Source organism: Streptococcus mitis (assembly GCF_008763935.1).
Classification (GTDB): Bacteria; Bacillota; Bacilli; order Lactobacillales; family Streptococcaceae; genus Streptococcus; species Streptococcus mitis_DB.
In genome coordinates this window covers 86,726-109,781 of the sequence record NZ_VTQF01000002.1, presented here as the reverse complement: position 1 = coordinate 109,781, position 23,056 = coordinate 86,726, and the positions used below count along the sequence as shown (strand labels likewise).

The following is a 23,056-nucleotide window of genomic DNA, read 5'->3' as shown; positions in this document are numbered from 1 at the left end:
ATAGTTAACTAAAATTATTCTTAAGTTGATAAGTGTCTAACAAAATCTCTAAGGTAAGCAAATACCCTACATTTTGTAGACACTTATAACTCTGTATTCTCTTATACTCAATGAAAATTGAAGAACAAACTAGGAAGCTAACCGCAGGCAATACTTAAGTATGGCAAGGTGACGCTGACGTAGTTTGAATTCAATTTTCGCAGAGTATTAACCTTTGACCGCTCCCATAGTAATACCCTGAGTGAAAGATTTTTGGAAGACTAGGAAGACTGTTACGATTGGAACTGCTGCAAGAGCGGCACCTGCCATGATCAAACCATAGTTGGTTGCCATTTCAGCTTGCATAGTTGCAACCCCAAGTGAGATGGTCAAGTTTTGACGTGAAGTCAACATAACCAACTGCATGAAGTAGTCGTTCCATGTATTGATGAAGGTAAAGATTGCAAGGGCTGCAAATCCTGGTTTCACAATCGGGAAGGCTACGCTCCAGAAAGTACGAATCTCACCACAACCGTCGATTTTAGCTGACTCAAGCAACTCTGTAGGGATATTCTCACTGAACTGTTTCATGAGGAAGACCCCGAATGGCCATCCAATCAAAGGCAAGATAACTGCCCAAAGTGTATCATGGATTCCCATGAAGTTGACGATACGTACCAATGGCACAAGGACAACTTGTTTTGGAAGTGCCATGGCAGCGATAAAGATGGCAAAGAGAATACGCTGACCATAGAAACGTTTTTTAGCCAATACATAACCTGCTAGAGAAGAGGTCGCACAGACTAAGAACATGGTTACCAATGAAATAAATACAGAGTTCCACATCCACTGCAAGGCAGGGTTTTGCACCATAAGTTGTTGGAAGTTTTCCATGGTTGGCATTTTAGGGAACCATTGTGGTGGAATAACGATTGTATCAGGTTGTGACTTGAAGGCACCTGTCAAAATCCAGTAGAACGGAAAGATGAACAGCACGGTCAACAAGAGCAAGATAATAGTTGAAATAACAGTAAAAGCTGTTAAAGGTTTCTTTTGTGTAGATTGCATAGCTGTCTCCTTTCTTTAGTATTCTACGTCGTTTCCAAGTACTTTAAATTGAACAAAGCTTACGATAGCGATCATAACTGCTAGGAATACACCAATTGTGTTGGCATAGCCATATTCTGTCAATTGGAAGGCTTTTTCGTAAAGGTAGTACATAAGTGTACTTGTTGAGTAGTTTGGACCACCAGATGTCAACAACTGAATCAAGGCGAAACACTGGAATGAGTTGATTGTTGTAATGATTGCGATGTAAAGTGTTGTTGGAAGGAGGCTAGGCCATTTAATCTTCCAGAAAACTTGCAATTCAGTGGCACCGTCAACCCGAGCTGCTTCCACCAATGAATTGTCGATATTCCCCATCGCTGCGATATAAAGGATAATCGGCTGACCAACAGATGTAGTCAAAAGGATAATCATAATCGCCATCAAAGCCCAGTTTTTATCTCCCAACCAAGAAATGTTCTGGCTGATGATGTGGCTTGACTTAAGGACAAAGTTTAGAATCCCTGATAGTGGGTCATAGATCCATTTCCAAACAACTGTTACGGCAACACTACCTGTTACAACTGGAAGGAAGAAGACAAAACGGTAGAAGGATCTGGCAATAGCATTTTGATGATAGGTCTGAGATGCTACAAAGAGTGAGAATAGAACAACAACTGGTACAGATCCAATAACCAGAATCACGGTATTGATCAAAGACTTCATAAAGACAGGGTCTTTAAACATGCGAACATAGTTGTCCAAGCCTACAAACTCAAATTTAGTCATTGAGTAGTTAAAGAAACTTGTAATGAATCCCATAATCATAGGAGCCAATACAAAGATGACAAAGAAGAATAATACTGGTGCTAGGAAAGCGTAGGAAATCACTGTTTCCCGCATACGAATTTTATTGACTTTCACAGTCGGCACCTCTCTTTCACAAATAAAATATTTTGGATTTTCTTGAACTGTTTTAAAATCAAAATGAAATTTTTTAAGATTCGCTTATGTAAGAACTTCATTTTAATTTCTTGACAGTTCCTTACATTTCAAACAAAATCCTCCCTTTTCTTACATAGACTATGCAAAGGGAAAAGGGAGGAGTCAATCTGATTTAGTGCTTATTGTTTTGTAGCTTTTTTAATTGTTTCGTTAGCTTTTTCAGTGAAGGCTTTCAAAGCATCCGCTGGTTTTTCGTCACCATTTGATACAGATTGCAACATTGGGAACCAAAGTGTTCTCATTTCAGCAAAACCATTGATAGTGTTGTAGTATGGTGAGTAGTATTTAGTCCAACCACTGATTGTTTCCATACGTTTGTCTTCATAAAGTTTGCCAAATGATGTACGAACTGGGAAGGCACCTGTACGAACAACGTCTTTTGGACCCCATTCTTTGTCATCCGCGATAAATTGAACGAATTTCTTAGATGCTGCAACTTTTTTGTCGTCTTTGTTGTTGAATACTGCAAATCCATTTACAAGGTATTCAAGAGCTGGTTTACCTGAATCTGATGGGAATGGTACTTCTACCACTTCTACTTTACTTGCTTCCAAGAGTTTAGCTTGGATACCGTTTTGAGCTGGTGCCCAAAGGATTGTGTAAGATGTTTGACCGTTGGCAAAGTTTTGGATATCTGCTCCACCGTCAAATTGTGAACCATTGTTCAACAAACCGTCTTTAATCCAGCTAGCTGCTTTTTCAAGACCTTTGACGAATTTAGGATCATCAGTTGTATATTTTGTTACATCTTTATCTGTTACAGAAGCTCCATAAAGGTTTGAGATGAAGGCACGTGTTCCTTGGTCTCCCCCTTGACCAGAACTGAACAATGAACCTGGTGTGTAGCCTTTATCTTTAAGTGCTTTCAAAACTTTTTCAAAATCATCAGTAGTCCAACCTTCTTTTACAAGGTTTGCAACTCCAGCTTCTTCCAACATTTTCTTGTTCATAGCCATGTAGAATGGTGCTGAACTGATTGGATACATGTAAGCTTTGTCTCCAGCTTTACTTGCTTGTACAATGTTTTCGTTGTTAACATCTTTGACGAATTCGTCTGTGAAGAGGTCGTTCAACTCAGCCAATTTACCATTTTTACCGTATTGGATGATACGTCCTGGTGCATCAAAAAGTACGTCTGGAGCTGTTCCGGCTTCGATAGCTGTTGTGATTTTTTCAGGGCCTGACTTGAAGTCGATGGTTTCTAATTTCACTTTTACATCTGGATTTGCTTTTTCAAAAGCTTCGATGATTGATTTTTCATATGTTCCAACACCGTCACCAGTTTTTTCTTGAGTGAAGACTGGGAATGCCCACCAAGTAATTTCTGTTTTTCCGCTATCGCTACCAGATTTTGCAGCATCTTTACTTCCACCAGAATTACCACATGCAGCAAGGCCAAGAACCGCAGCACCCGCAAGTACTGTACAAGCTAGTTTTCTAAATTTCATTTGTATTCTCCTAATTGATAAGCGTATCCATATTGGATAATGAGTAAGATTGCATTTGTATACGTTTTCATTTTATCCGACGCATCCACCACTCTCCTCTGTTTTGAGATTGTGTTATTTGAGACCAGCAACAAAGCGTTCTGTGATCTCTTTTGGTCTAGTAATAGCGCCACCAACAACAATACCTCGCACTCCATATCCTAGGATTTGTTTGGCTTGTTCTGGTGTATGAATTTTTCCTTCTGCAATGACATCTACACCAGCATCACAGAGTTTTTTGATCAATTCAAAATCGGGACCATCCACCTTTGGACTGTAAGATGTGTATCCTGATAAGGTTGTTCCGACAAAGTCAATTCCTGCTTCAACGGCTGCCAATCCTTCCTCGAAAGTACTTGTATCAGCCATCAAGAGCTGGTTAGGATATTTTTCCTTAACCTGACGAATGAACTCTTGAATCTCCAAACCATCATAGCGTTCACGCTTGGTACAATCCAGAGCAATGACCTCTATATCAAGTTCTGCCAATTCATCAACTTCTTTCATAGTAGCAGTGATGAAGGGTTCTTGCGGTGGATAATCTCGTTTTATTATCCCAATGATTGGAAGGTTTGTGACCTCCTTGATTTCCTTGATATCGCGAACACTATTTGCTCGGATACCGACTGCTCCACCTTGCTCAGCCGCTTTGACCAGCAAGGGAATGACTCCTCCCGCTTCTGTATAGAGCGGTTCGTGAGGAAGGGCCTGACAAGAAACGATGATTCCATCTTTGATTTGTGCAATCAAGGCTTCTTTAGTAATCTGTGGCATCCTCTTTCCTCCTTTTCTTTGTTCTTATGAGTTTATTATATATCATTTGTGAAGCGCTTTCAATACTTTGTAGTAGAATAGATTTCAGTTTCAAAAGTTATTTAATTCAAACAGGCCTGCTGAAAGTACTTTCAGCAGGCCTGTTTGAATTTTTTTAGGAGAATACCAATGTTTATTGTACAACTTCAGACAGTTTTACTTTACGATCTTCAAACATAGATTTTGTACAAGCATCTGCAGTAGCAATTGCTTCTAGAGCCGCTTCACCTGTCAACAATTTTGCAAATTCTTCTGATACTGGAGCTCCTTGCATAATCTCATGCAGATAGCGCATTTCTTTGTCAATGACAGATGATAACCATAATGGAGTACGTTTACCTGGTTTACCATAAGCAATTGCTCCGTCCATCTCTGTACTATGATAGATACGAGTCCGATCATCATCTTCTTCTTGCGATTCATGAATCAAGAAATAACTTTCTTGTCCATCTAGCTTAAGAGTTCCTTTACAGTTGAATAAGTCTAAGCGGATAGCACCTTTCGTTCCTTGAATCAAAACATAATGTTCACCCCAACGATAAGCTGACCCCCATTCTAACAAGGCAAAACGCTTATTAGAAAATTCCATATTGACAAAAATCATATCATCTTCATCACCGAAATTTTCACCTTCATGGGCTACATTTCCACCTGTCATGGTTACAGTTTCAGGCATACCACCCATAAGGAATTGCACGCAATCCAACTCATGGATGTGGTGATACAAGTGACCACCTGATTTTTCACGGATTTTTTTCCATGATACTGATGGTTGTTGTTCTTCCCAACCATTACGAGCTGTGTGACAGTATAGAACGTCTCCAATAACTCCTTGATTAATTAGTTCTTTTGCATGATGAACACCATTAAAGAAATTCATAATATGTCCTGCCATAAAGGTTACATTGTTTTCTTTACATGCATCTACCATCTCGCGACAATCTTGATAAGAAAGCGCAATTGGTTTTTCACAGAAAACATTTTTGCCATGTTGTGCAGCCTTAATAACTGGTTCTTTATGAAGATTATTTGGAGTTGCGACAATAACACAATCTACTTCATCGCTAGAAACCAAATCATCTAAGGAGCTTGCTACTTTTGCTCCCAATTCTTCTGCAATTGCTTCTGCATTATCTGGATCATAGAGAAGAGTAATCTCTGCTCCATCATTCTTTTGCATATAACGAGCTAACTCAGCCCCAAAATATCCTGTTCCAACAACACCATATTTAACCATGTTTTTCTCCTTTATTTTGTTAAATCATTAATTTCCAAATCTATATACTGAACTACATTGCTTAAATGCAATTCATTTCTCGACCATGAATCATATTTTTCAAACAATACACCTATGTGATGATTTGGCAATTCTGTAATCGCAGAATAGGCATAACCATACGAAGGCAAATCAATATCATAATGGTACTTCCAATCGATACTATCATCTTCTTTATTGACTAAACCGACAACTAATTGACCTCCCTTGCGGCCATTTCTAGAATTTGGTGTACTCAAAATGACTGCTTCTTTCCCATCAATTAATTGAGAGTATTTAATTGCAGATACTTGTGTACCATATGAAGTTTGTTGAATTCCATCGATATACGAAACTTCCGACCATGTTTCTCCAGAATCTCTACTAGTCATATAGGCAATCTTACCTGTAGTAGTTCTAAAGAATGTTCTAATCACACCATCTCTCATTTCAACCATTTGCGCTTCTGCTGTCGCATTCTTAAACGGAATTGAAGCTGAGGATTTCTTCCATGTTTGACCACTGTCATCAGAAATGAGATAAGTTAGTTCGCCACTAGTATATGTTGCAAAAATTAATCTGTTACTTGATTTTAATGCTAAACCTTGTCCGGGACATAAGTAAGTTCCATTATGTTTTTCTCCTAAAAACGGAGGCAATAACTTAAATTGTTCCCAACTCTCTCCTCTATTCTGACTAGTTGTCATTGCTATATAATTAGTAGGAGTCACTTTAAATAAAGAGTCTTTGTAGAAAACATTCATAGGAACCTGTTTTCCATTGTGTGTTTCTCTTAAAGAACCACTATCAAAATCAACCGAATATTGTTCGACTGTTAAAGACTTACCTCCCTCCAAAACTTCATACTTATCATTTACAGTATAATTTGTAGGTTTATTAGTCCTTTCATCGTAAACGACACCATTTTCTCTAACTGTGTAACGGAAATCATTATCTCCATCCTTCTTTAGTTTTAAATAATAATGACCGTTTATTTCTTTAAAACCTGAATCAGCTTTATTTGCATTATTATTTCCAATACCAGCAGGCATAACATCAGCTAATAATATCGTTTTCCCAGATTTTTTATCTTCAACAATGGATGAATCTATAAATGAAGCACTTCCACTAATTTGGCTATTCTTTAATTTATTATCTCGTGGCCAGTAAACCAACTGCTCCTCATAGTCATTAAACTTCATAGCAAAAGTTGGCTCACTCCACGTTTTCCCATTATCATCACTATAAGAAGTGGCGATATTAATCTTACTTTTAGAATCATGAGTTCCACCATAACGTGCATCAATACTTGATAGAACTCTTCCACTGCTTAATGTATACAATGTCGGTATTCTAAAATAGTTAGCTTGAGTAGAATCTCCTGATTGGAAAATTAACTGAAATGGATTTGACAAGGGAATAGTTGAAACTTCCTGATCACTAATTGCTTTATTAAATAGACTGATTTCATCAATACTTCCTTTTGCGAGGTAATGATCCTTGCCTTCACGATTAACAGCTCCTAGTGTTGCCTTATCTATACCATTTATATTTGAAATTGGTAAAAATGTATCAACTGTTTCAGAGAACACTTCTATACCATTAACATACATTGTGTATGTCTTATCTTTAGAATCTGATACAAATACGAGTGTATTTTCAACTGCCTGTCCTTTATGCTTTCCCCATAGTGAAGCTGGTCTAGAAAATAAATAATTTATTCCTTTTTGGGCATCTCTTATTTCTACACCTATCTCACCAGAATCTCTCATAAAAATTGAAAAGTAATTATTTTTAAAACCTGCTTTACTATTAGATAGACCAAACAAAGCTTGAAGCGAGTTTGGTTTATCTGCTTTAAATTTCATTACTACCGTCTGACTCTCTCCAGATAATTTATCTAATAACAAAGGGCTGATATCTATACTCTTATTGTTCAGTTGATATGAACCTCCTTGAAAAATAGGAGATATGGACAGTTGACCATAGTTTAATTCATTCGCATGAATCAAAGTGGGGACTCCCATTAAAAGACTAATTCCTACAACAGAAATTCCTAGTTTTGAATAAAGACCTCTCTTATTCATTTTTTCCTTCTTTCGTCTACTTCACAGATCCTTCTGATAATCCACTTGCAATTTTATTTTGGATGATAGAGAAGAAAATGATTGATGGAAGAACTACAATAACAGATGCTGCCATCATATCTCCCCAGTCTAGGATTTCTGAACCATTAAGTGAACGAAGGGCTACTGCTACTGTCATCTTTCCTGTATTGTTAATCAAAATCAAAGCATACAGGAATTCATTCCAAGCATTGATAAATGTATAAATAGCTGTTGCTACAATACCTGGTGCTACAATCGGTAGTACAACTTTATAAAAAGTAACAAATTTATTTGCACCATCAATTCTAGCTGCTTCTTCAATTCCAATTGGAACTGTTTGGAAAAATCCAACTAAGAGCCAAACTGCATATGGAACACTAAAAGATAGATAAACCATCATCAAGCCAAATAAACTATTTGTTAATCCAACTTTAGCAATGGCAATTGAATAGGGAATTGCTAACAAAATTGGTGGGAAAATGTAGGTAATGACGAGTAGTCTCGACATGATTGCTCCCAATTTAGGGAAAAATCGAACAATACCATAGGCTGCCATAGCCGAAATAATAATCGCAATAACGGTTGTAGCTAAGGCAATAATCAAACTGTTTCGAATATTATCAATAAAGTGCAAGTCGTTGATAACATGAGTGAAATAATCTAATGTAAATTGTTCAGGCCAAAATCGTGTTGGATACTGAGTTAATTCCCCTTTACCTTTGACAGAAGATATGATAATCCATACCAATGGGAAAATTGCAACGATGGTCGCACCAATCAAGAGTACATGTGAGAGAATATCTAAATAAATACCGGATTTCTTCTTCATTATTTTCTACCCTCCTTTTCCCACTTACTGATGATAGCAAAGTAGATAAAGCAAATTGCCACCAAGAATATAAAGAGCAATACTGTAACTGCTGAAGCACGACCCAACAATTTAGTTCCCCAACCTAGGTTGTAGGCAAAAATTGGAAGTGTCGTTGTAGCATTGGCTGGTCCACCACCAGTAATTAGGTAGATAATGTCAAAGTTATTAAAGATCCATACAGTTCTCAAAACAACTAGAAGCCCTACAACCACTTTAATATGTGGAAAGACGATAAATTTGAACACTTGCCAACTTGAAGCACCATCTATCTTAGCAGCCTCAAATTGTTCTTCTGGTACTGTTTGCAAAGCTGAAAGCACATTAACCATAATCATCGGCGCTCCAAACCAAATGTTGATAAACACCAAACATAGGAATGCCCATGTACTATCTGTCAAAAATGCAGGCGTATGTTCCATTAAACCTAATTTTACGATGAGATTAGGTAAGTAACCATAAACCCCGTTTAGAATCCACTGCCAAGAAAAGGCAATAACGATGGTAGGAAATGCCCAAGGAACAATCAATAAGGTCCTATATAATTTCTTGAAGTGGCGTACTCTGTGAAGAGCTAAAGCCAATACAAACCCTACTAAAACTTGACCAACTAATGAGAAAACGGTCCACTTAATTGAATTAAAGAACGCATTAAAGAAGTTGGGATCTGATAGCACAGCTTTATAGTTAGCTAAACCAACAAATTTATAATTAGGCATAATCAAATGCTTATTGGTAAAGCTATAAAAAATACTCGAGAAAAACGGATAAACAAAGAGTAATCCTACGATAATCATAGCTGGCAAAACAAATATCCAGCGAGTTAAATTACGTTCTTTAACCATTCTCCTTCTCCCTTCTTTTACAAGATTGGGCTAGGGCTTTTCAGCTCACTAGCCCACCTATTTTCTAGTCTTTTACATCTACTGAGCAGCCTCAAATAAATCGTTTAATTGTTTTTCTGCTTCTTTTGCTGCTTTCATAGGATCTGTTCCATTTGAAATGATATCTTGGAACATTTGTTCAATAATGTGTTGGTTAGTCAACATACCAGCTTGTACACTTGGTCCATTTTCATAACCAATAGCAGTACCTTTTTTAACAGCTTCAGTAATCACTTCTTCAGCATGTTTAAATTTCTTACGAGTTTCATTTTCTTTATAGGCTGCAGAATCGCTAATTCCCTTAATAGTTGGCAACATACCTACTGGAGTTGAATCAAGGAATTTAATGTAGTCTTCTTCATTATAAAGTGATTCTAAGAATGCTTTAGCAACTTCTGGGTGTTTTGAATTTTTCCAAACAACCATTGGAATGTTTGAGGTTTCAATTCCTTGGTCCTTATCAGATTCTTTGATTTTTGGAATAGGATAAGCATCAATCGAATCAATCAATTGAGGACTGTTGGCATTAATCCCTCCAATATGGAAGCCAGAGTTAAAGTCAAATGCTGTTTTTCCTTGGTAGAACAAGGTAGCTTGTTGAAGGACATTAAAGTTCAAAGAATCTTGAGGTGAGATTTCTTTATACATTTTAACCCAGTATTTAATACCATCTTGAGCAAGTTGGCTTGTCAAATCTGCTTTAAGATCTTTTGTCAAGAGACTTCCACCACCACTACGAACATAGAAGTTCAAGAAACGTGTTGCCATTAAGTCATTTGTTCCGAACGGAACAGACAAGCCATAAACTCCAGCTTCTTTCAATTTTTTAGAAGCTTCATAGAGTTGATCCCAAGTTTTAGGAACCTCAATATTATGTTCTTTTAACAAATCTGTTCTAACCCACATGACTTGTGCATGTGAATAAAGAGGAACAGAGTAGTAATCATTTCCGATTTTTGCTTCATTTAGGGCAGTTTCGTTAAATTTATCCTGTCCAATACGCTTGATAGAATCGTTTAGCGGAACCAAAGCATCTGAGTTTACCATTTCCATTACTTGGTTAGGAAGGGCTGTACTGATATCTGGCACATTTCCATTTGCTAAACCTGTAGTCCATTTAGTATAGAAGTCATTCCAAGAAAATGTTTCAATCTTGATTTTCGTTTTTGGATGTTTTTGCATGAAAGCATCTGCTGATTTTTGAATACTTTCTAAACGTGGTCCTTGAGTAAAGGAGTGCCACATCGTAATCTCACCAGATAATTCTGTCGGTGGTTCAGTGTCAGCTGTATTTTCTTTCTTTCCTGAGCAAGCCACCAAGGCAACGGCTGCTAAAGCAACTCCAGCTAGACATAAAAACTTTCTCATTTTTTTCATTGTTCTTCCCTTTCTACATTAAGAAATCGCAACTTTAAAGACAACTTTTTTCACAGGTTCATCATTTATACGAACCTTCGGTTGATGTAAATCTTCTGGAAAAGTGATGAGGCATTCGCCAGCTCTCAAATGAACTAACTGTTCCACTTTCCCTGTGTATAATTCAATATCTTTTTCTTCATCATATTTTTGGGTAACGCTTACATTTTCCGGCGACGTAACAGCCATGGCTTCTTCGTTTTCCAAAACTAAATGAATATCCAAATATTTTTGATGTGTTTCAAAGAAAGCCCCTGCTTGACCATCTGCTAGATAAGTAAAGCAATTCCCAAACAATCGATCACCATCGATATCAATCGGACCTTCTGTTAAATTTTCTAGTCCTGTTTTTTCTAGAAAATCTATTAATGTTGCAAAATGTGGATTTACTCCCACATAAGTTCCTAAACGACTAATTTTTGTAATAATCATACCGTATCCTCCTTTCTACAAATTTTTATTTATATATAGCAGCACCACACTCCCTATTTTAAAAATATATAATTTACGATATGTTAATTCTCAATTCTATTAAGAATTTGTCTCCGTTTCTTACCTATGATAAACTCCAAGAAAATTATTTATTACATATCTTATAACGTGTCTTACTTATGCCTCATTTTCCTTGTTTTATGAACCCATTATATACCTTTTTTGAAGCGCTTTCAATATTTGTTGTACGATAGAATATACTTTTATAAATATTTTATATAACACATTATCAAGAAATTACTTTCTATACCAAATATATTAATGTTTTTTATATTTAAATGATATGATTATAAACAACCCTTATAAAATAAGAAGAAATCCCTAATTGTCTCAAAATGTATTGAATATAATTGTAATTTTATCAATTAATTCAAAACCCGTCTAGAATTCCCATCTTTTTACTGAACTCTAGACTGGTTTATTTTCTATTTAAAAGTAATATCTATTATTTTATAACTAACCTTCACTATCCTTTCGTCTATAGAAAATCATGGCTCCTAAAATAACACCCATAAAACCTAGCAAAACTGTTGATATCGACTTATCCTCACCTGTATTTGGTAACTTGGACTGCTCATTATTACTTACTTTATTTTCCAGTTGACTAGATTGCGAGTGTCCATTTATTGATAACAACTTAGGAGATGCTGAATTAACCTCACCATTTTTATCTTCCCTATGATTATCAAGTACCACATTATCCAAAGAAAGTTGGAAAGTCATAGCATAGATACTAAAATGATTTGTCTCAAAAGTTACCTTCCCATCTTTTTGTAGGAATTCAAGTGTGTGTAAGTTTCCTTTAGAGTCAACATAATAAACATTCTCCACAGACTGATTTGCTGCAAAAGTAACTAGGACTTTCCCTTTAGGCTGAACAGCTTTACCACTTGCATCATTCAATTGGATATCATATGCTTTATAGTTTAATGAACTCAGAGCACTGACTCTAACTTCTTGAATCTGAACATCTTTAACATTCTTTAATACTTCTTCTGAAGCGTGAATTTGAACACTTCCTGTTGCATTTTTTAAAGTATGTTTTAATTTGGAAGATTCTGAAATGATAGAACTAGTAGTAACATTGTTATTTTTTAATGGTTTATTATTGTTTTCTGTGATAGAACTTACGTTTCCTTCTTCTATAATTGCTCCTGAATTTTCTTCTTTTTCTAATGGCTCTATAGTTCCAGTATATGCTGGTTTGTCAACAGTTGGAGCTAGCTCATATCCTGATGTACCTATTGGCTCTTTATATTCTGGAACCTCTATTACCTCCGGAGAGTCAATGTTTACTCCTCCTTCATATTCTAGAACTGATACCGTTGGAGCGTCTTCTGAGCCTACTGTTGATAGAAGACCAGTATACTCTGGAACCTCTGTTACAACAGAAGAAGCAGAATTTACTCCTCCTCGATAATCTTCTTTCTCCGAAACAAGGGCAAGTTCTGAATTTACTCCTCCTTCATATTCTGGAACAGATATTGTTGGAGCTCCTTCTAAACCTGATGTTCCCAAAGCACCTGTATATTCTTCAGTATAATGCACGACACTCTCCGCAGCATTCATCCCACCAGGAATTCCTGCTCCAGCAAGGTTGACTGTCAAATTATGCATACTTTCAATACTGCCATCAACTATACCAGTAATTTCTTGTCCAATATCTTTCTTATCTACAGCAAATAAAAGAGTTTTGCTATCATACTGAGTCATGAAAACAGCTGTTCTTCCATTCGCCAATCGCAAAATAGGTGCTCGATTTACCAGGACTTCTGAATCAAATTCTAGACCAAAAACACCTTTCCCCATCTCATAAGCTTGGCTAACTTTTGCTTCTGTCGGAGAAATCAAATCCTTACTCACAAAATCCCAATTAAATTTTTTATAGGATAAAGTATAATAGTTCTGTCCATTTTCACGATGTTCATACAATAAGCCGTATTCACCACCACCTAACTCTTGCAATGAATTATAAGCAAATTCTCCATTCTGAATTGGATTGTGTTTTAACCAAGTTAGCTCACCATTTTCCTCAACACGAGCCAAGTGAACTAAACCATTTTTACGTTCACGGCCTGGTCCAGCAGCATTGCTAAGAAGAATGTACTCTTTACCATCATGCATCGTATGAATAGCTGACATTTGAACATAGGCATCTTTTACTTCTGGATAACGTTTGATTGTCTTCTCCCAAGTAACCCCACCATCTTTACTGGTAGCAACCTGAAGATCTCCAGTCAATCCACGCATAAAGAGTTTTACATCCCCATTGTTTAATTGCAGAACCGTTGATTCTGTATTTTGAGCACTACTTTTATTCATATTTGATGAATGGATAACGCTATTTCCAACAGGTCGATTATCATTTGGTGACTCTCCAGCATGCCAAGTTTGTCCATGGTCATCTGAATAAATCAAACGTGAAGACTGTGATCCGCCTAAATGCGAAATATTGTTCGTTGTATAGGCTGGCACTAAAATACGTCCTTTATGAGCGCCATTGCGTAGTACAATTCCTGTTCCAGGACCTGTTCCAAGGAATTTCATCCAGTCTTGCCGAATACCTGGTGTGATATCTTTTGGAGCAGACCATGTTTTTCCATCATCATCGCTATATGACATCCACAAATAGCTCGTATTCGCTACTCTGAATGGATTTTTATCGCTTTGTTTAAAATAGATATTTCCAATTAATTCTTGATTTTTATAAAGATCTCCCTTATCTCTAAATCCAGCCTCTGTAGGATTAACCACGACTCGATAGTCTGTTTTTTGATTTTGTGAATTGAAAATCTCACCATTATCTCTTAGTGTATATCGTTCCGTCTCCCCTTGTTTGTAAAGAACCTGATAAGTTTTATCTCCTATTTCTTCATAAGCTTTTTCAGGTTGATTTGGCATTCCAAAAACAGCTCGCCCTTCTGGAAACATATCATAAATTGAAAAAATCCGTTTTGTCGTTGGATCTTGAACTAGAACCATATCAATATTAAGGGGTGATGTAGCAGTCTTATCAGTAGCTTCTGGATTATCGCGAAGATTAGAAATAGTTAGTTTATCTCCCCAAGTCTTTCCATTATCTTGACTGCGACGAATTACCATACCAATATCACCATAGTCAAAATGGTGTAAACGTCGTTCGTCACCCGCAGCGATCAAGGTTCCCTTATCTGTTTTTAATAAAGCTGGAATTCGGTAACTATTAATTCCTTCACCATTTGGCTGGTTATTTCTCCCACTCTCAAAAATATCTTTCTTTTCAGTAACTTCAGCGCCTTCAGGTAATTTTTTCTCTAAATCATTTCTTTCAAATAATTGGCTACGTTTTTTTACTTCCTCGATGGTTAGAGCACGATTATATACAGTTAGATTACGGATTTGAAGATTCGACCCCCACATTGTTTGGTTTGCTCTTCTAGTAGCTCCAATCTGTACTTTATTGACGTCTGGCATATCTTTAATAAAGCGACCTGATTTCGTGTTCGTTCTAGATAAAACTCCATTTACATATAAACGAACCTGCCCATTTGGCTGATCTGCTTTTGGTCTCTCTACCGTAAAAGTAACTGAATTCCATTGTCCTGGTTTTATTTTAAGAGGTGCATCTGAATAACTGCCATAAAAATGACTTCCATCAGCACCACGTGCTTCCACCATTGCAGTCCCTTTGTTCACAGACATACTAAAATATTCATCTTTCTTCTTATCACTTGATACAGAGAAAAGATTATAAAATTGAGGTGCATTGGCATCTGGTTTAAACTCCATATGAATGGTAGCATTTTGAAGTTGTTTCAACTGATCCAATTCTTCTGCTAGATCAACTCTCTGCCCATTCCCAGTATTGGTAGCCAGATCCTCTCTTTCAAAAACAGTTTTTACATTTGTCAACTCTCTGGCAAAAAAATCACGTGGAGGAGCGACTGCATCATCTGCACCTTCAATTTTTGCTGGATGATGCTCTATACTTTCTTCACTTCCTGTATTGGACTCTACAGGAAGATGTTCAGAGTTTCCTTCTGGTTTCGAGGTTTCTTCCTTCAAATTATGCTTATTAACATCAACTCCTTGATTAGTCGCTAAAGCTAATTTATCAGCTAAATCTTTATCTAGGTGATTTAAGTCACCAGAAACTACCTCAGTTACAGGTTCTGATACAGGTGCTCCACTTTCTAAAGAAGTTTCTACCTTACTTACATCAATATTAGTTGTAGTTTCTTGTGCTAAAGCCGGAGTAATACCAAATAAAACTGATCCAATAGCTACCGAAGCAACACCAATGGTAAATTTTCTAATACCATATCGGTTTTTACGATTAAGAGAACTTTGATTCATATAATTCCTCCCACACTTTTGGTAAGCGCTTTCTTTTTTGGTTAAAATTTTTTAATTAGTTGAAAAATTAAAATAAGGAAGTAATATAATTAATGCAATTTATTATTCTCAATTAATACATAACTCCCTAAATAATTATTTTACTTCTTAAAATCTAGACTTTTCTTTATTATATAATAAAATAATACATTTCTCTCTATGTTGATCTATAATAGATTCTATTTTTAGAAATATTTTGCTTTTCCGGCTTTTTTGAAAGTACTTTCAATCCCCATACACAAAAAGAGAGCTACTAGGCTCTCTCATTCATTATTTTACATACTTAAAAGGAATCTCACTGCCACAGAGCCAGTTGTAGACTTGGTCATTGACAAAAACATTCATAGCTTCATGAGCATATTCAGGCATGATGCGATAGGCCTTATCGCAGGTCAGACGGTTGTAAATCGCAAACTGGGTAATAGGGTAGCAAACATCATCGTCCAAGCCCGTAATCATCTTAACCTCACCCTTGATACGATGGGCAAGATTTTTCACATCGATATAGGCAAGGGTCGCCATGATTTCCTCCTCAGTTTCATGGAAGGGGTCGTGGAACTTGAAATAACGAAAAAGTTCGTCATAGGCTTCACTTGTATTACCAATCTCAAGCACTCGTCTAAAGTCTGACAAAAATGGATAGATAGCAACTGTTTTCTGAATCCGAGGATTGAGTGCTGCTGCAACCAAAGCTAAAGCACCACCTTGAGAAGCACCATAGCTAGAAAGGCGCTTCTCATCTACTTCAGGCAGATTAGCAATAATTTCAACCAACTGGTAAATATCCAGATAAACATCCTTATAAAAAAGCTGATCCCGACCTTCCACAGCACCACGGATGATATGCCCCTTAACCGTATTTCCTAGAGGAGAACGCAAACCGTCCTGTGAATAACCTGACTGACCCCGCACATCCATGGAAACAACACCATAACCAGACACGGTGAAGGCAAGCATGTCAGTCCAGTCCCAGCCACGTCCCATATAACCATGGAAATGGAAAATCATTGGAACTTTATCCTCACTTTTTGGAAGGACGACACGTGCATAGACCTTACCTTCATTGGTTCCTTCAAATGTCAACTCATAGCACTTGACTTGAGGGATGTGAAAATCTCTTTCCTCCAACTGGTAGGCTGGAAGTGTTGAAACTTTTTTCACTTCCTCATCCCAGAAAGCATCAAAGTCCTCTGGAACCTCATCCCTTCCTAGATAGGTCTTAATTTCTTCTAATAAAGCTGGATTTTTCATAACATACTCCTTTTGATTTGTAATCGCCATCATAACTGTAGCATATCTAAGAAAGCAATGCAAGAAAGAAGGGTAAATAGAGAATGAATTTAGATTTTCTTCCTTTAATCTTACAAACTAAAAGTAGTTTTAAAAACGAAAAAAGAGCATCCCAGCTCTTTCTTCTATCTATATTAATTTTTTGCTTCTTTCTTTTGGAAAGTGGTTTGGTAATTTACTTTAATCGTTACTGTCATGTGAGAGTCCTCGTTTCTTTTTGATGACTCTAGTATAAGGGCCAAACCTGAAAGCTAGCTTAAGATTTCCTTAGAGAAAGCTTATACTCAATGAAAATCAAAGAGCAAACTAGGAAACTAGCCGCAGGCTGTACTTGAGTACGGCAAGGCGACGTTGACGTGGTTTGAATTTGATTTTCGAAGAGTATTAATCTAAATGTTCTTTCTTTTCCAGATGAAGGGCAATCATGCGCCATTCCGGATCCTCTTGCCAACCTTCGATAGAACTAATGTAGCTAGCAACCTTTCTGGCTTCTTCTAAAATCGGAAAATCTTCGATAATATCAGCTACTTGGAACTCTGGAAGACCTGACTGTCTGGTTCCAAAAATTTCACCTGAACCACGCATTTTCAAATCTTCCTCCGCAAGGACAAATCCATTGGTGGTTTCTGTCATGATGCGCATGCGGTCTTTCCCAGAATCCGTCTTGGGATTGGCAACGAGAACTGCATAGGACTGCTTGTCTCCCCGACCCACACGACCTCTAAGCTGGTGAAGCTGGCTGAGACCGAAGCGATCGGCATCCATGATAATCATGACGGTCGCATTGGGAACATTGACCCCGACCTCGATAACCGTCGTCGAAACCAGAATATCCGTTTTTCTCTCTTTGAACTCCTGCATAATCTGGTCTTTTTCATCACTCTTCATCTTACCATGTAGAAGAGCCACCTTTGCCTTACCTGCAAAATGAACCGTCAACTCTTCTGATAAGGCAATGGCATTTTTCAAATCCAGAGCTTCAGATTCTTCGATCAGGGGAGAGATGACGTAGGCTTGAGAACCTTTTTGGATTTCCCCCTCTAACCAAGTCAAGACCTGAGGCAATTGCTCATGTTTGATCCAGCGAGTCACAATAGGTTTTCGGCCTGCTGGCATCTGGTCAATAATGGAAACATCCATATCGCCAAAGGCTGTGATGGCTAAGGTTCGTGGTATGGGAGTCGCTGTCATCATGAGGACATCTGGGTTGTCGCCTTTTTCTCTCAGAACACGCCTTTGCCCTACACCAAAACGGTGCTGCTCATCGATGATAATCAAGCCCAGACGAGCATAATCCACTCCATCTTGTATCAGAGCGTGAGTTCCAATAATCAAATCAGCCTCACCCTTGGCAATAGTCTCCAAGACTTCTCGCTTTTCTGCAGCTTTCAAGGAACCTGTCAAAAGAGCCAGTTTTAGGGCTGGGAAGAGACTCTTCAAACTCTCAAAGTGTTGCTCTGCAAGGATTTCTGTTGGCACCATGAGAGCAGCCTGGTAGCCAGCCGTCACCGCTGCAAACATGGCCAAGCCAGCGACTACCGTTTTTCCGCTCCCCACATCTCCTTGTAGGAGACGATTCATGTGGTGGTCCGACTTCATATCGGTTAAAATTTCCTGCAAACTCTTTTCTTGAGCTGAAGTTAGGGCAAAAGGAAGGCTTTCCTTGACTGCTGTCACTTTTTCCTGAGACCAGTTCAAAACCAGACCGCTTCCCTGAACTCTATTTTCAGATTTGAGCGTCTGCAATTGCATTTGGAAATAAAAGAGTTCCTCAAACTTGATACGGCGAAGGGCCTGCTTGTATTCTGCCAAATCCTTGGGGAAATGCATGGCACGAACGGCCTGACAACGGGACATGAGTTTGTATTTGTCCAGCAAAGACTGGGGCAGATTTTCCTCAATCAAGAGGTCCAGTCCCTGATCAAAGGCTGTCTTGATGACCTTTACCAGACTGGCTTGACTGATTCCCTGAGCCAAGCGATAGACAGGTTGTAGATCATCCTCTACCTGAACCAGAACCTTCATCCCTGTCAGGCTAGCCTTGGCGCGGTCCCATTTTCCAAAGACAGCAAGGGTTGCTCCCAACTCTATCTTATCTGCTAGATAGGGCTGGTTAAAGAAGTTCACTGCAAAAACGACTTCTCCCTGCTTGAGGCTAAAACGCAGGCGATTGCGCTTGAAACCATAATACTGGACACTGGCAGGAGTCACGACTTGACCAGATAGGACTGCCTTTTCACCGTCTTCCAGTTCTAGGACTTGCTTGGTCTTAAAATCTTCGTAACGGAAAGGAAAGTAGAGCAAGAGGTCTTGCAAGTTTTCAATTCCTAGTTTGGCGTATTTTTCTGCTGACTTTGGTCCCACACCAGGTAAGACATGCAAGGGTTGATGTAGATTCATGCTCCACTCCTTTCTTTTCTAATAATATTCTCTCGGAATGCGGTCGCTGAGGAGACAAACCACTTCATAGTTAATGGTTCCACGGTAGGTCGCTACCTGAGTAGCTGTGATTTCCTTGTCTCCGTTGGAGCCAATTAAGGTTACTTTTGTTCCCAACGGATAAAGCTTAGGCAGACGAATGGTGATTTGGTCCATAGAAACTCGCCCAACGATTGGGCAAGCTTGGCCATCTACCAAGACAGCGAAATTTTGCATATCTCGTGTCAAACCATCCGCATAGCCGATTGGCACGGTCGCGATGACTTGCTCGCTATCTGCTTGATAGGTAGCTCCGTAACCCATGCAAGCCCCAGATGGAACTGTCTTGACATGAACCAGGGCAGATTCCAAGGTCAAGGCCGGTATCAAATCATAAGGCAAGTTCAAAACCTCTCCACTTGGGTTAAGACCATACATAGCGTCTCCCATACGGATCGCATTAAAAATAGTCTCTGCATGCCAAAGAGTCGTTGCCGAATTACTGGCATGAACCAGCTCTGGAAGACCTTTCATACTTTCCAAAATAGTTTTAAACCGTTCTAACTGTTCATTAAAGTAGGTATCTGATTCCTCATCTGCAGTCGCAAAGTGGGTAAAAATCCCTTCAACACGAGCACCATGTTGTTGGAGCAAGTCTTGAGCCTGCCCAGCCTCACGAGCCTCTCGAAAACCAATCCGTCCCATGCCTGAGTCAATCTTGAGGTGGACTGTCAAACCTGATAGGTCTTCTTCCTGATCTAAGAGCGCTTGAATCCACTCCAGCCCAGCCACTGTCAAGGTGATGTCGTATTCTTTAGCAAGAGAAACAGCTTCGATTTCAGAAACTCCTAAAATGAGGATTCGTTTGCTGAGTCCAGCCTGTCTGAGTTCAATGGCCTCATCAATATTGGAAACGCAAAAACCATCAACATCATCTTGAATCGCATTGGCAACGGCAACAGCCCCATGACCATAGGCATTAGCCTTGACTACTGCAAATTTGAGCGTTCCTTCAGGGATATGAGCCCCCATTTGCTGAATATTTTGTCGAATAGCTCCCAGATGAATCAGAGCCTTGGTTGGTCTATGTGGACTAGCTTTCATGATTTTCCTCCAAAATGACACTGGCTGTCACAAACTGATCTGTATGGCTGATAGACAGCCAAATCTTTCCTGAAAATGGTGACTGACTAAAATAAGGCGCCCCGCGTTCATTATTCAAGACTTCTAAATCTTGAAAACCGAGCTTGCCAATACCAGTTCCCATAGCCTTGGAAAAGGCCTCCTTAGCCGACCAGCGACCAGCCAAATATTCAATCTGCCTGCGCCCTTTGAGACTAGTGAACCGCTCCATTTCCTTAGCGGTCAGCACGCGCTTGGCAAAGCCTTCATGTCGTGTAACTGCGCTTTCTATCGAAGCTAATTCTTCGATGTCAATTCCATGTCCAACTATCATTCTCATCAAAAGGAGTTGAGATTCCCCAACTCCATCCTTTTCACTTATTTTGTCAAGGTAGCGTAAATCTCTTCTACCAAGGCCTCTGTATTTTCCCAACCTAGACAAGGATCGGTAATAGAGCAACCAAAGACCTCTGGTTGGTTTTGACGACCATCTGCTAGGTAAGATTCAATCATAAAGCCTCGAACCGTCTTTTTGATTTTCTCGTTCCAATCACGATTTTGCAAGGTCTGACGAACAATTCGAATCTGCTCCATATATTGCTTGCCAGAATTATCATGGTTGGTGTCAATGAGGATAAAGGGATTTTCAAGTCCCATGGCTTCATAGCGCTCAATGGCATTCAACAAGGTTTCATAATAGAAGTTGGGCTCATTTTTTCCATATTCATTAACCGCCCCACGAAGGATGACGTGGGCCAAGGGGTTTCCTGATGTCTCAACTTCTTGACCATGGAAGAGGAAGGTTTGTTTGTTTTGGGCGGCATAGATACCGTTAAACATAACACCAAGATTCCCAGAGGTTGGATTTTTCATCCCGACTGGTGCATCAATCCCTGAAGCCACAAAACGGTGCTCTTGGTCTTCCACAGAACGAGCTCCTACAGCATGGTAGCTGACCAAATCATCTACCAAGACCAGATTTGACGGATAAAGCATCTCATCTGCCGTCGTCAAACCAGTCTCTGTAATCACGCGGTAGTGCAACTGGCGCACAGCCTGCAAACCGTTAATCAGGCTTGGAGCCTTAGAAGTATCTGGTTGGTGAACCAAGCCTTTATAGCCGTCTCCGTTGGTACGAGGTTTAGCTGTATAAACACGCATAACCATGAAAATCTTGTCCGCCACCTTCTTTTGCAAGGCGGATAAATGGCGGGCATATTCCAAGACAGCCTCTTCATTATCAGAAGAGCAAGGACCAATCACCAAAAGGATACGGTCATCTTCTCCTGAAATAATGTCTGCCAATTCTCTATCACGACGCTCTTTTAGACGCAAGGCTTCCGCAGACAATTGGGTTTCTGCCTTGATTGCTTCAATATCGATTTCTTGACCTTTTTCAATAAATGCCATCTTATTCTCCTAGCGTTTGGTAGATTTCTCTGACAAGGGCTTCCGTATTTTCCCAGCCTAGGCAAGGGTCCGTGATAGACTTGCCAAATACTTCTGGTTCGTTTTGACGGCCGTCTTCTAGATAAGACTCAATCATAAAGCCACGAACGTACTGCTTGATTTTTTCATTCCAATCACGGTTAATCAAGGTCTGACGGACAATTCGAATCTGGTCCATATATTGCTTACCAGAGTTGTCATGATTGGTATCCACAATGATAAAAGGATTTTCCAAGCTCATTTTCTCATACTGTGAAATGGTATCCATCAAATTATCATAGTAGTAGTTGGGAATATTCTTACCATACTCATTGATCGCTCCACGAAGAATAGCGTGCGAAAGCGGGTTCCCAGTTGTTTCCACTTCTTTTCCCAGGAAAAGGAAACTTTGCTTGTTTTGAGCAGCATAAATCCCATTAAACATGACATTGAGATTTCCAGAGGTCGGATTTTTAAAACCAGTCGCAAAATCTGCTCCACTGGCCACAAAGCGGTGTTGCTGGTCTTCAACTGAACGAGCACCAACCGCCATGTAAGAAATCAAATCATCCACTAGCGGAAGATTTTCAGGATAAAGCATTTCGTCAGCTGTCGTCATACCTGTTTCTGTGATGACACGATAGTGAAGATGGCGCACGGCTTTGATTCCATTGATAAGACTAGGCGCTTCTGCCGCATTAGGCTGATGAATCAATCCCTTATAGCCATCTCCGTTGGTACGGGGTTTAGCAGTATAAACACGCATAACCATAAAGATACGGTCTGCCACTTCTTCTTGCAAAGCTGCCAAACGCTTAGCGTATTCAAGAACAGCTTCTTCATTGTCAGATGAGCATGGCCCGATTACCAAGAGAATCCGCTGGTCTTCTCCACGTATAATGGCTTCTAGCTCTTGATCGCGCTGTGATTTTCTCTCCAAAGCTTGACCTTCTAATTTTGATAAGGCACGAACTTCTTCAATATTAATTTTAGGACTTTTTGCTGTAAATACCATAACTCATCTCCTTATAAATCAAACGGATACCAAGTAAAAATTTACTTTTCACAAG

The 23,056-nt window shown here is 38.9% G+C and carries 17 protein-coding genes; all 17 read right to left on the bottom strand.

The genetic code is table 11. The annotated features are described in order from the left end of the window. Nucleotides 1-207: 207 nt before the first annotated feature. The 17 genes from F9B91_RS03235 to F9B91_RS03145 all read right to left on the bottom strand — a co-directional run bounded on the left by F9B91_RS03235 (nucleotide 208) and on the right by F9B91_RS03145 (nucleotide 23,001). On the bottom strand, nucleotides 208-1,047 hold the full coding sequence (locus tag F9B91_RS03235; protein WP_001192120.1) for a carbohydrate ABC transporter permease: 840 nt from the start codon (nucleotides 1,045-1,047) through the stop codon (nucleotides 208-210). Nucleotides 1,048-1,062: 15 nt separating this feature from the next. Then, nucleotides 1,063-1,929 carry a carbohydrate ABC transporter permease gene (locus F9B91_RS03230; protein WP_153198773.1) on the bottom strand — a complete coding sequence of 289 codons (867 nt, stop codon included), beginning with the start codon at nucleotides 1,927-1,929 and terminating at the stop codon, nucleotides 1,063-1,065. Nucleotides 1,930-2,150: 221 nt separating this feature from the next. After that, entirely contained in the window at nucleotides 2,151-3,479 is a 1,329-nt protein-coding gene (locus tag F9B91_RS03225) for an ABC transporter substrate-binding protein (RefSeq protein ID WP_150922489.1), read from the bottom strand. Between the two features lie 114 nt (nucleotides 3,480-3,593). Further along, nucleotides 3,594-4,292, bottom strand: coding sequence for an N-acetylmannosamine-6-phosphate 2-epimerase (locus F9B91_RS03220; protein WP_001135679.1), 699 nt, complete (start codon nucleotides 4,290-4,292; stop codon nucleotides 3,594-3,596). A 172-nt stretch (nucleotides 4,293-4,464) separates the two neighbouring features. Continuing rightward, a complete protein-coding gene (locus tag F9B91_RS03215; RefSeq protein WP_000241730.1) occupies nucleotides 4,465-5,568 on the bottom strand; it encodes a Gfo/Idh/MocA family protein in 1,104 nt (367 codons plus the stop codon). 11 nt (nucleotides 5,569-5,579) lie between these two features. Further along, nucleotides 5,580-7,673 (bottom strand): neuraminidase NanB, encoded by a 2,094-nt coding sequence (gene nanB / locus F9B91_RS03210; protein WP_084888748.1) that lies wholly within the window; start codon nucleotides 7,671-7,673, stop codon nucleotides 5,580-5,582. Nucleotides 7,674-7,689: 16 nt separating this feature from the next. Continuing rightward, nucleotides 7,690-8,523 (bottom strand): carbohydrate ABC transporter permease, encoded by an 834-nt coding sequence (locus F9B91_RS03205; protein WP_000730332.1) that lies wholly within the window; start codon nucleotides 8,521-8,523, stop codon nucleotides 7,690-7,692. Continuing rightward, nucleotides 8,523-9,407, bottom strand: coding sequence for a carbohydrate ABC transporter permease (locus F9B91_RS03200; RefSeq protein WP_000237988.1), 885 nt, complete (start codon nucleotides 9,405-9,407; stop codon nucleotides 8,523-8,525). The genes F9B91_RS03205 and F9B91_RS03200 overlap by 1 nt, the downstream gene beginning before the upstream one ends. A 78-nt stretch (nucleotides 9,408-9,485) precedes the next feature. Then, nucleotides 9,486-10,823, bottom strand: coding sequence for an ABC transporter substrate-binding protein (locus F9B91_RS03195; protein WP_084888750.1), 1,338 nt, complete (start codon nucleotides 10,821-10,823; stop codon nucleotides 9,486-9,488). 18 nt (nucleotides 10,824-10,841) lie between these two features. After that, nucleotides 10,842-11,294, bottom strand: a complete 453-nt coding sequence (locus F9B91_RS03190; protein WP_084888752.1) for a YhcH/YjgK/YiaL family protein — start codon at nucleotides 11,292-11,294, stop codon at nucleotides 10,842-10,844. A 516-nt stretch (nucleotides 11,295-11,810) separates the two neighbouring features. Further along, on the bottom strand, nucleotides 11,811-15,689 hold the full coding sequence (locus F9B91_RS03185; RefSeq protein ID WP_150922488.1) for an SIALI-17 repeat-containing surface protein: 3,879 nt from the start codon (nucleotides 15,687-15,689) through the stop codon (nucleotides 11,811-11,813). 309 nt (nucleotides 15,690-15,998) lie between these two features. Continuing rightward, nucleotides 15,999-16,979, bottom strand: coding sequence for an acetylxylan esterase (locus F9B91_RS03180; protein ID WP_150922487.1), 981 nt, complete (start codon nucleotides 16,977-16,979; stop codon nucleotides 15,999-16,001). Between the two features lie 423 nt (nucleotides 16,980-17,402). Then, nucleotides 17,403-19,418 (bottom strand): ATP-dependent DNA helicase RecG, encoded by a 2,016-nt coding sequence (gene recG / locus F9B91_RS03165; RefSeq protein WP_049544574.1) that lies wholly within the window; start codon nucleotides 19,416-19,418, stop codon nucleotides 17,403-17,405. A gap of 18 nt (nucleotides 19,419-19,436) precedes the next feature. Next, the gene (gene alr, locus F9B91_RS03160; RefSeq protein WP_150922486.1) at nucleotides 19,437-20,540 is read right to left on the bottom strand and encodes an alanine racemase; all 1,104 of its coding nucleotides are present in this window, start codon (nucleotides 20,538-20,540) and stop codon (nucleotides 19,437-19,439) included. Next, the gene (gene acpS, locus F9B91_RS03155) at nucleotides 20,530-20,892 is read right to left on the bottom strand and encodes a holo-ACP synthase (protein ID WP_000635006.1); all 363 of its coding nucleotides are present in this window, start codon (nucleotides 20,890-20,892) and stop codon (nucleotides 20,530-20,532) included. Before acpS ends, alr begins: the two co-directional genes overlap by 11 nt. 44 nt (nucleotides 20,893-20,936) lie before the next feature. Then, complete coding sequence (locus F9B91_RS03150; protein ID WP_150922485.1) at nucleotides 20,937-21,968, bottom strand: 3-deoxy-7-phosphoheptulonate synthase; 1,032 nt, start codon at nucleotides 21,966-21,968, stop codon at nucleotides 20,937-20,939. Between the two features lies 1 nt (nucleotide 21,969). Beyond that, complete coding sequence (locus tag F9B91_RS03145) at nucleotides 21,970-23,001, bottom strand: 3-deoxy-7-phosphoheptulonate synthase (protein ID WP_150922484.1); 1,032 nt, start codon at nucleotides 22,999-23,001, stop codon at nucleotides 21,970-21,972. Nucleotides 23,002-23,056 lie beyond the last annotated feature (55 nt).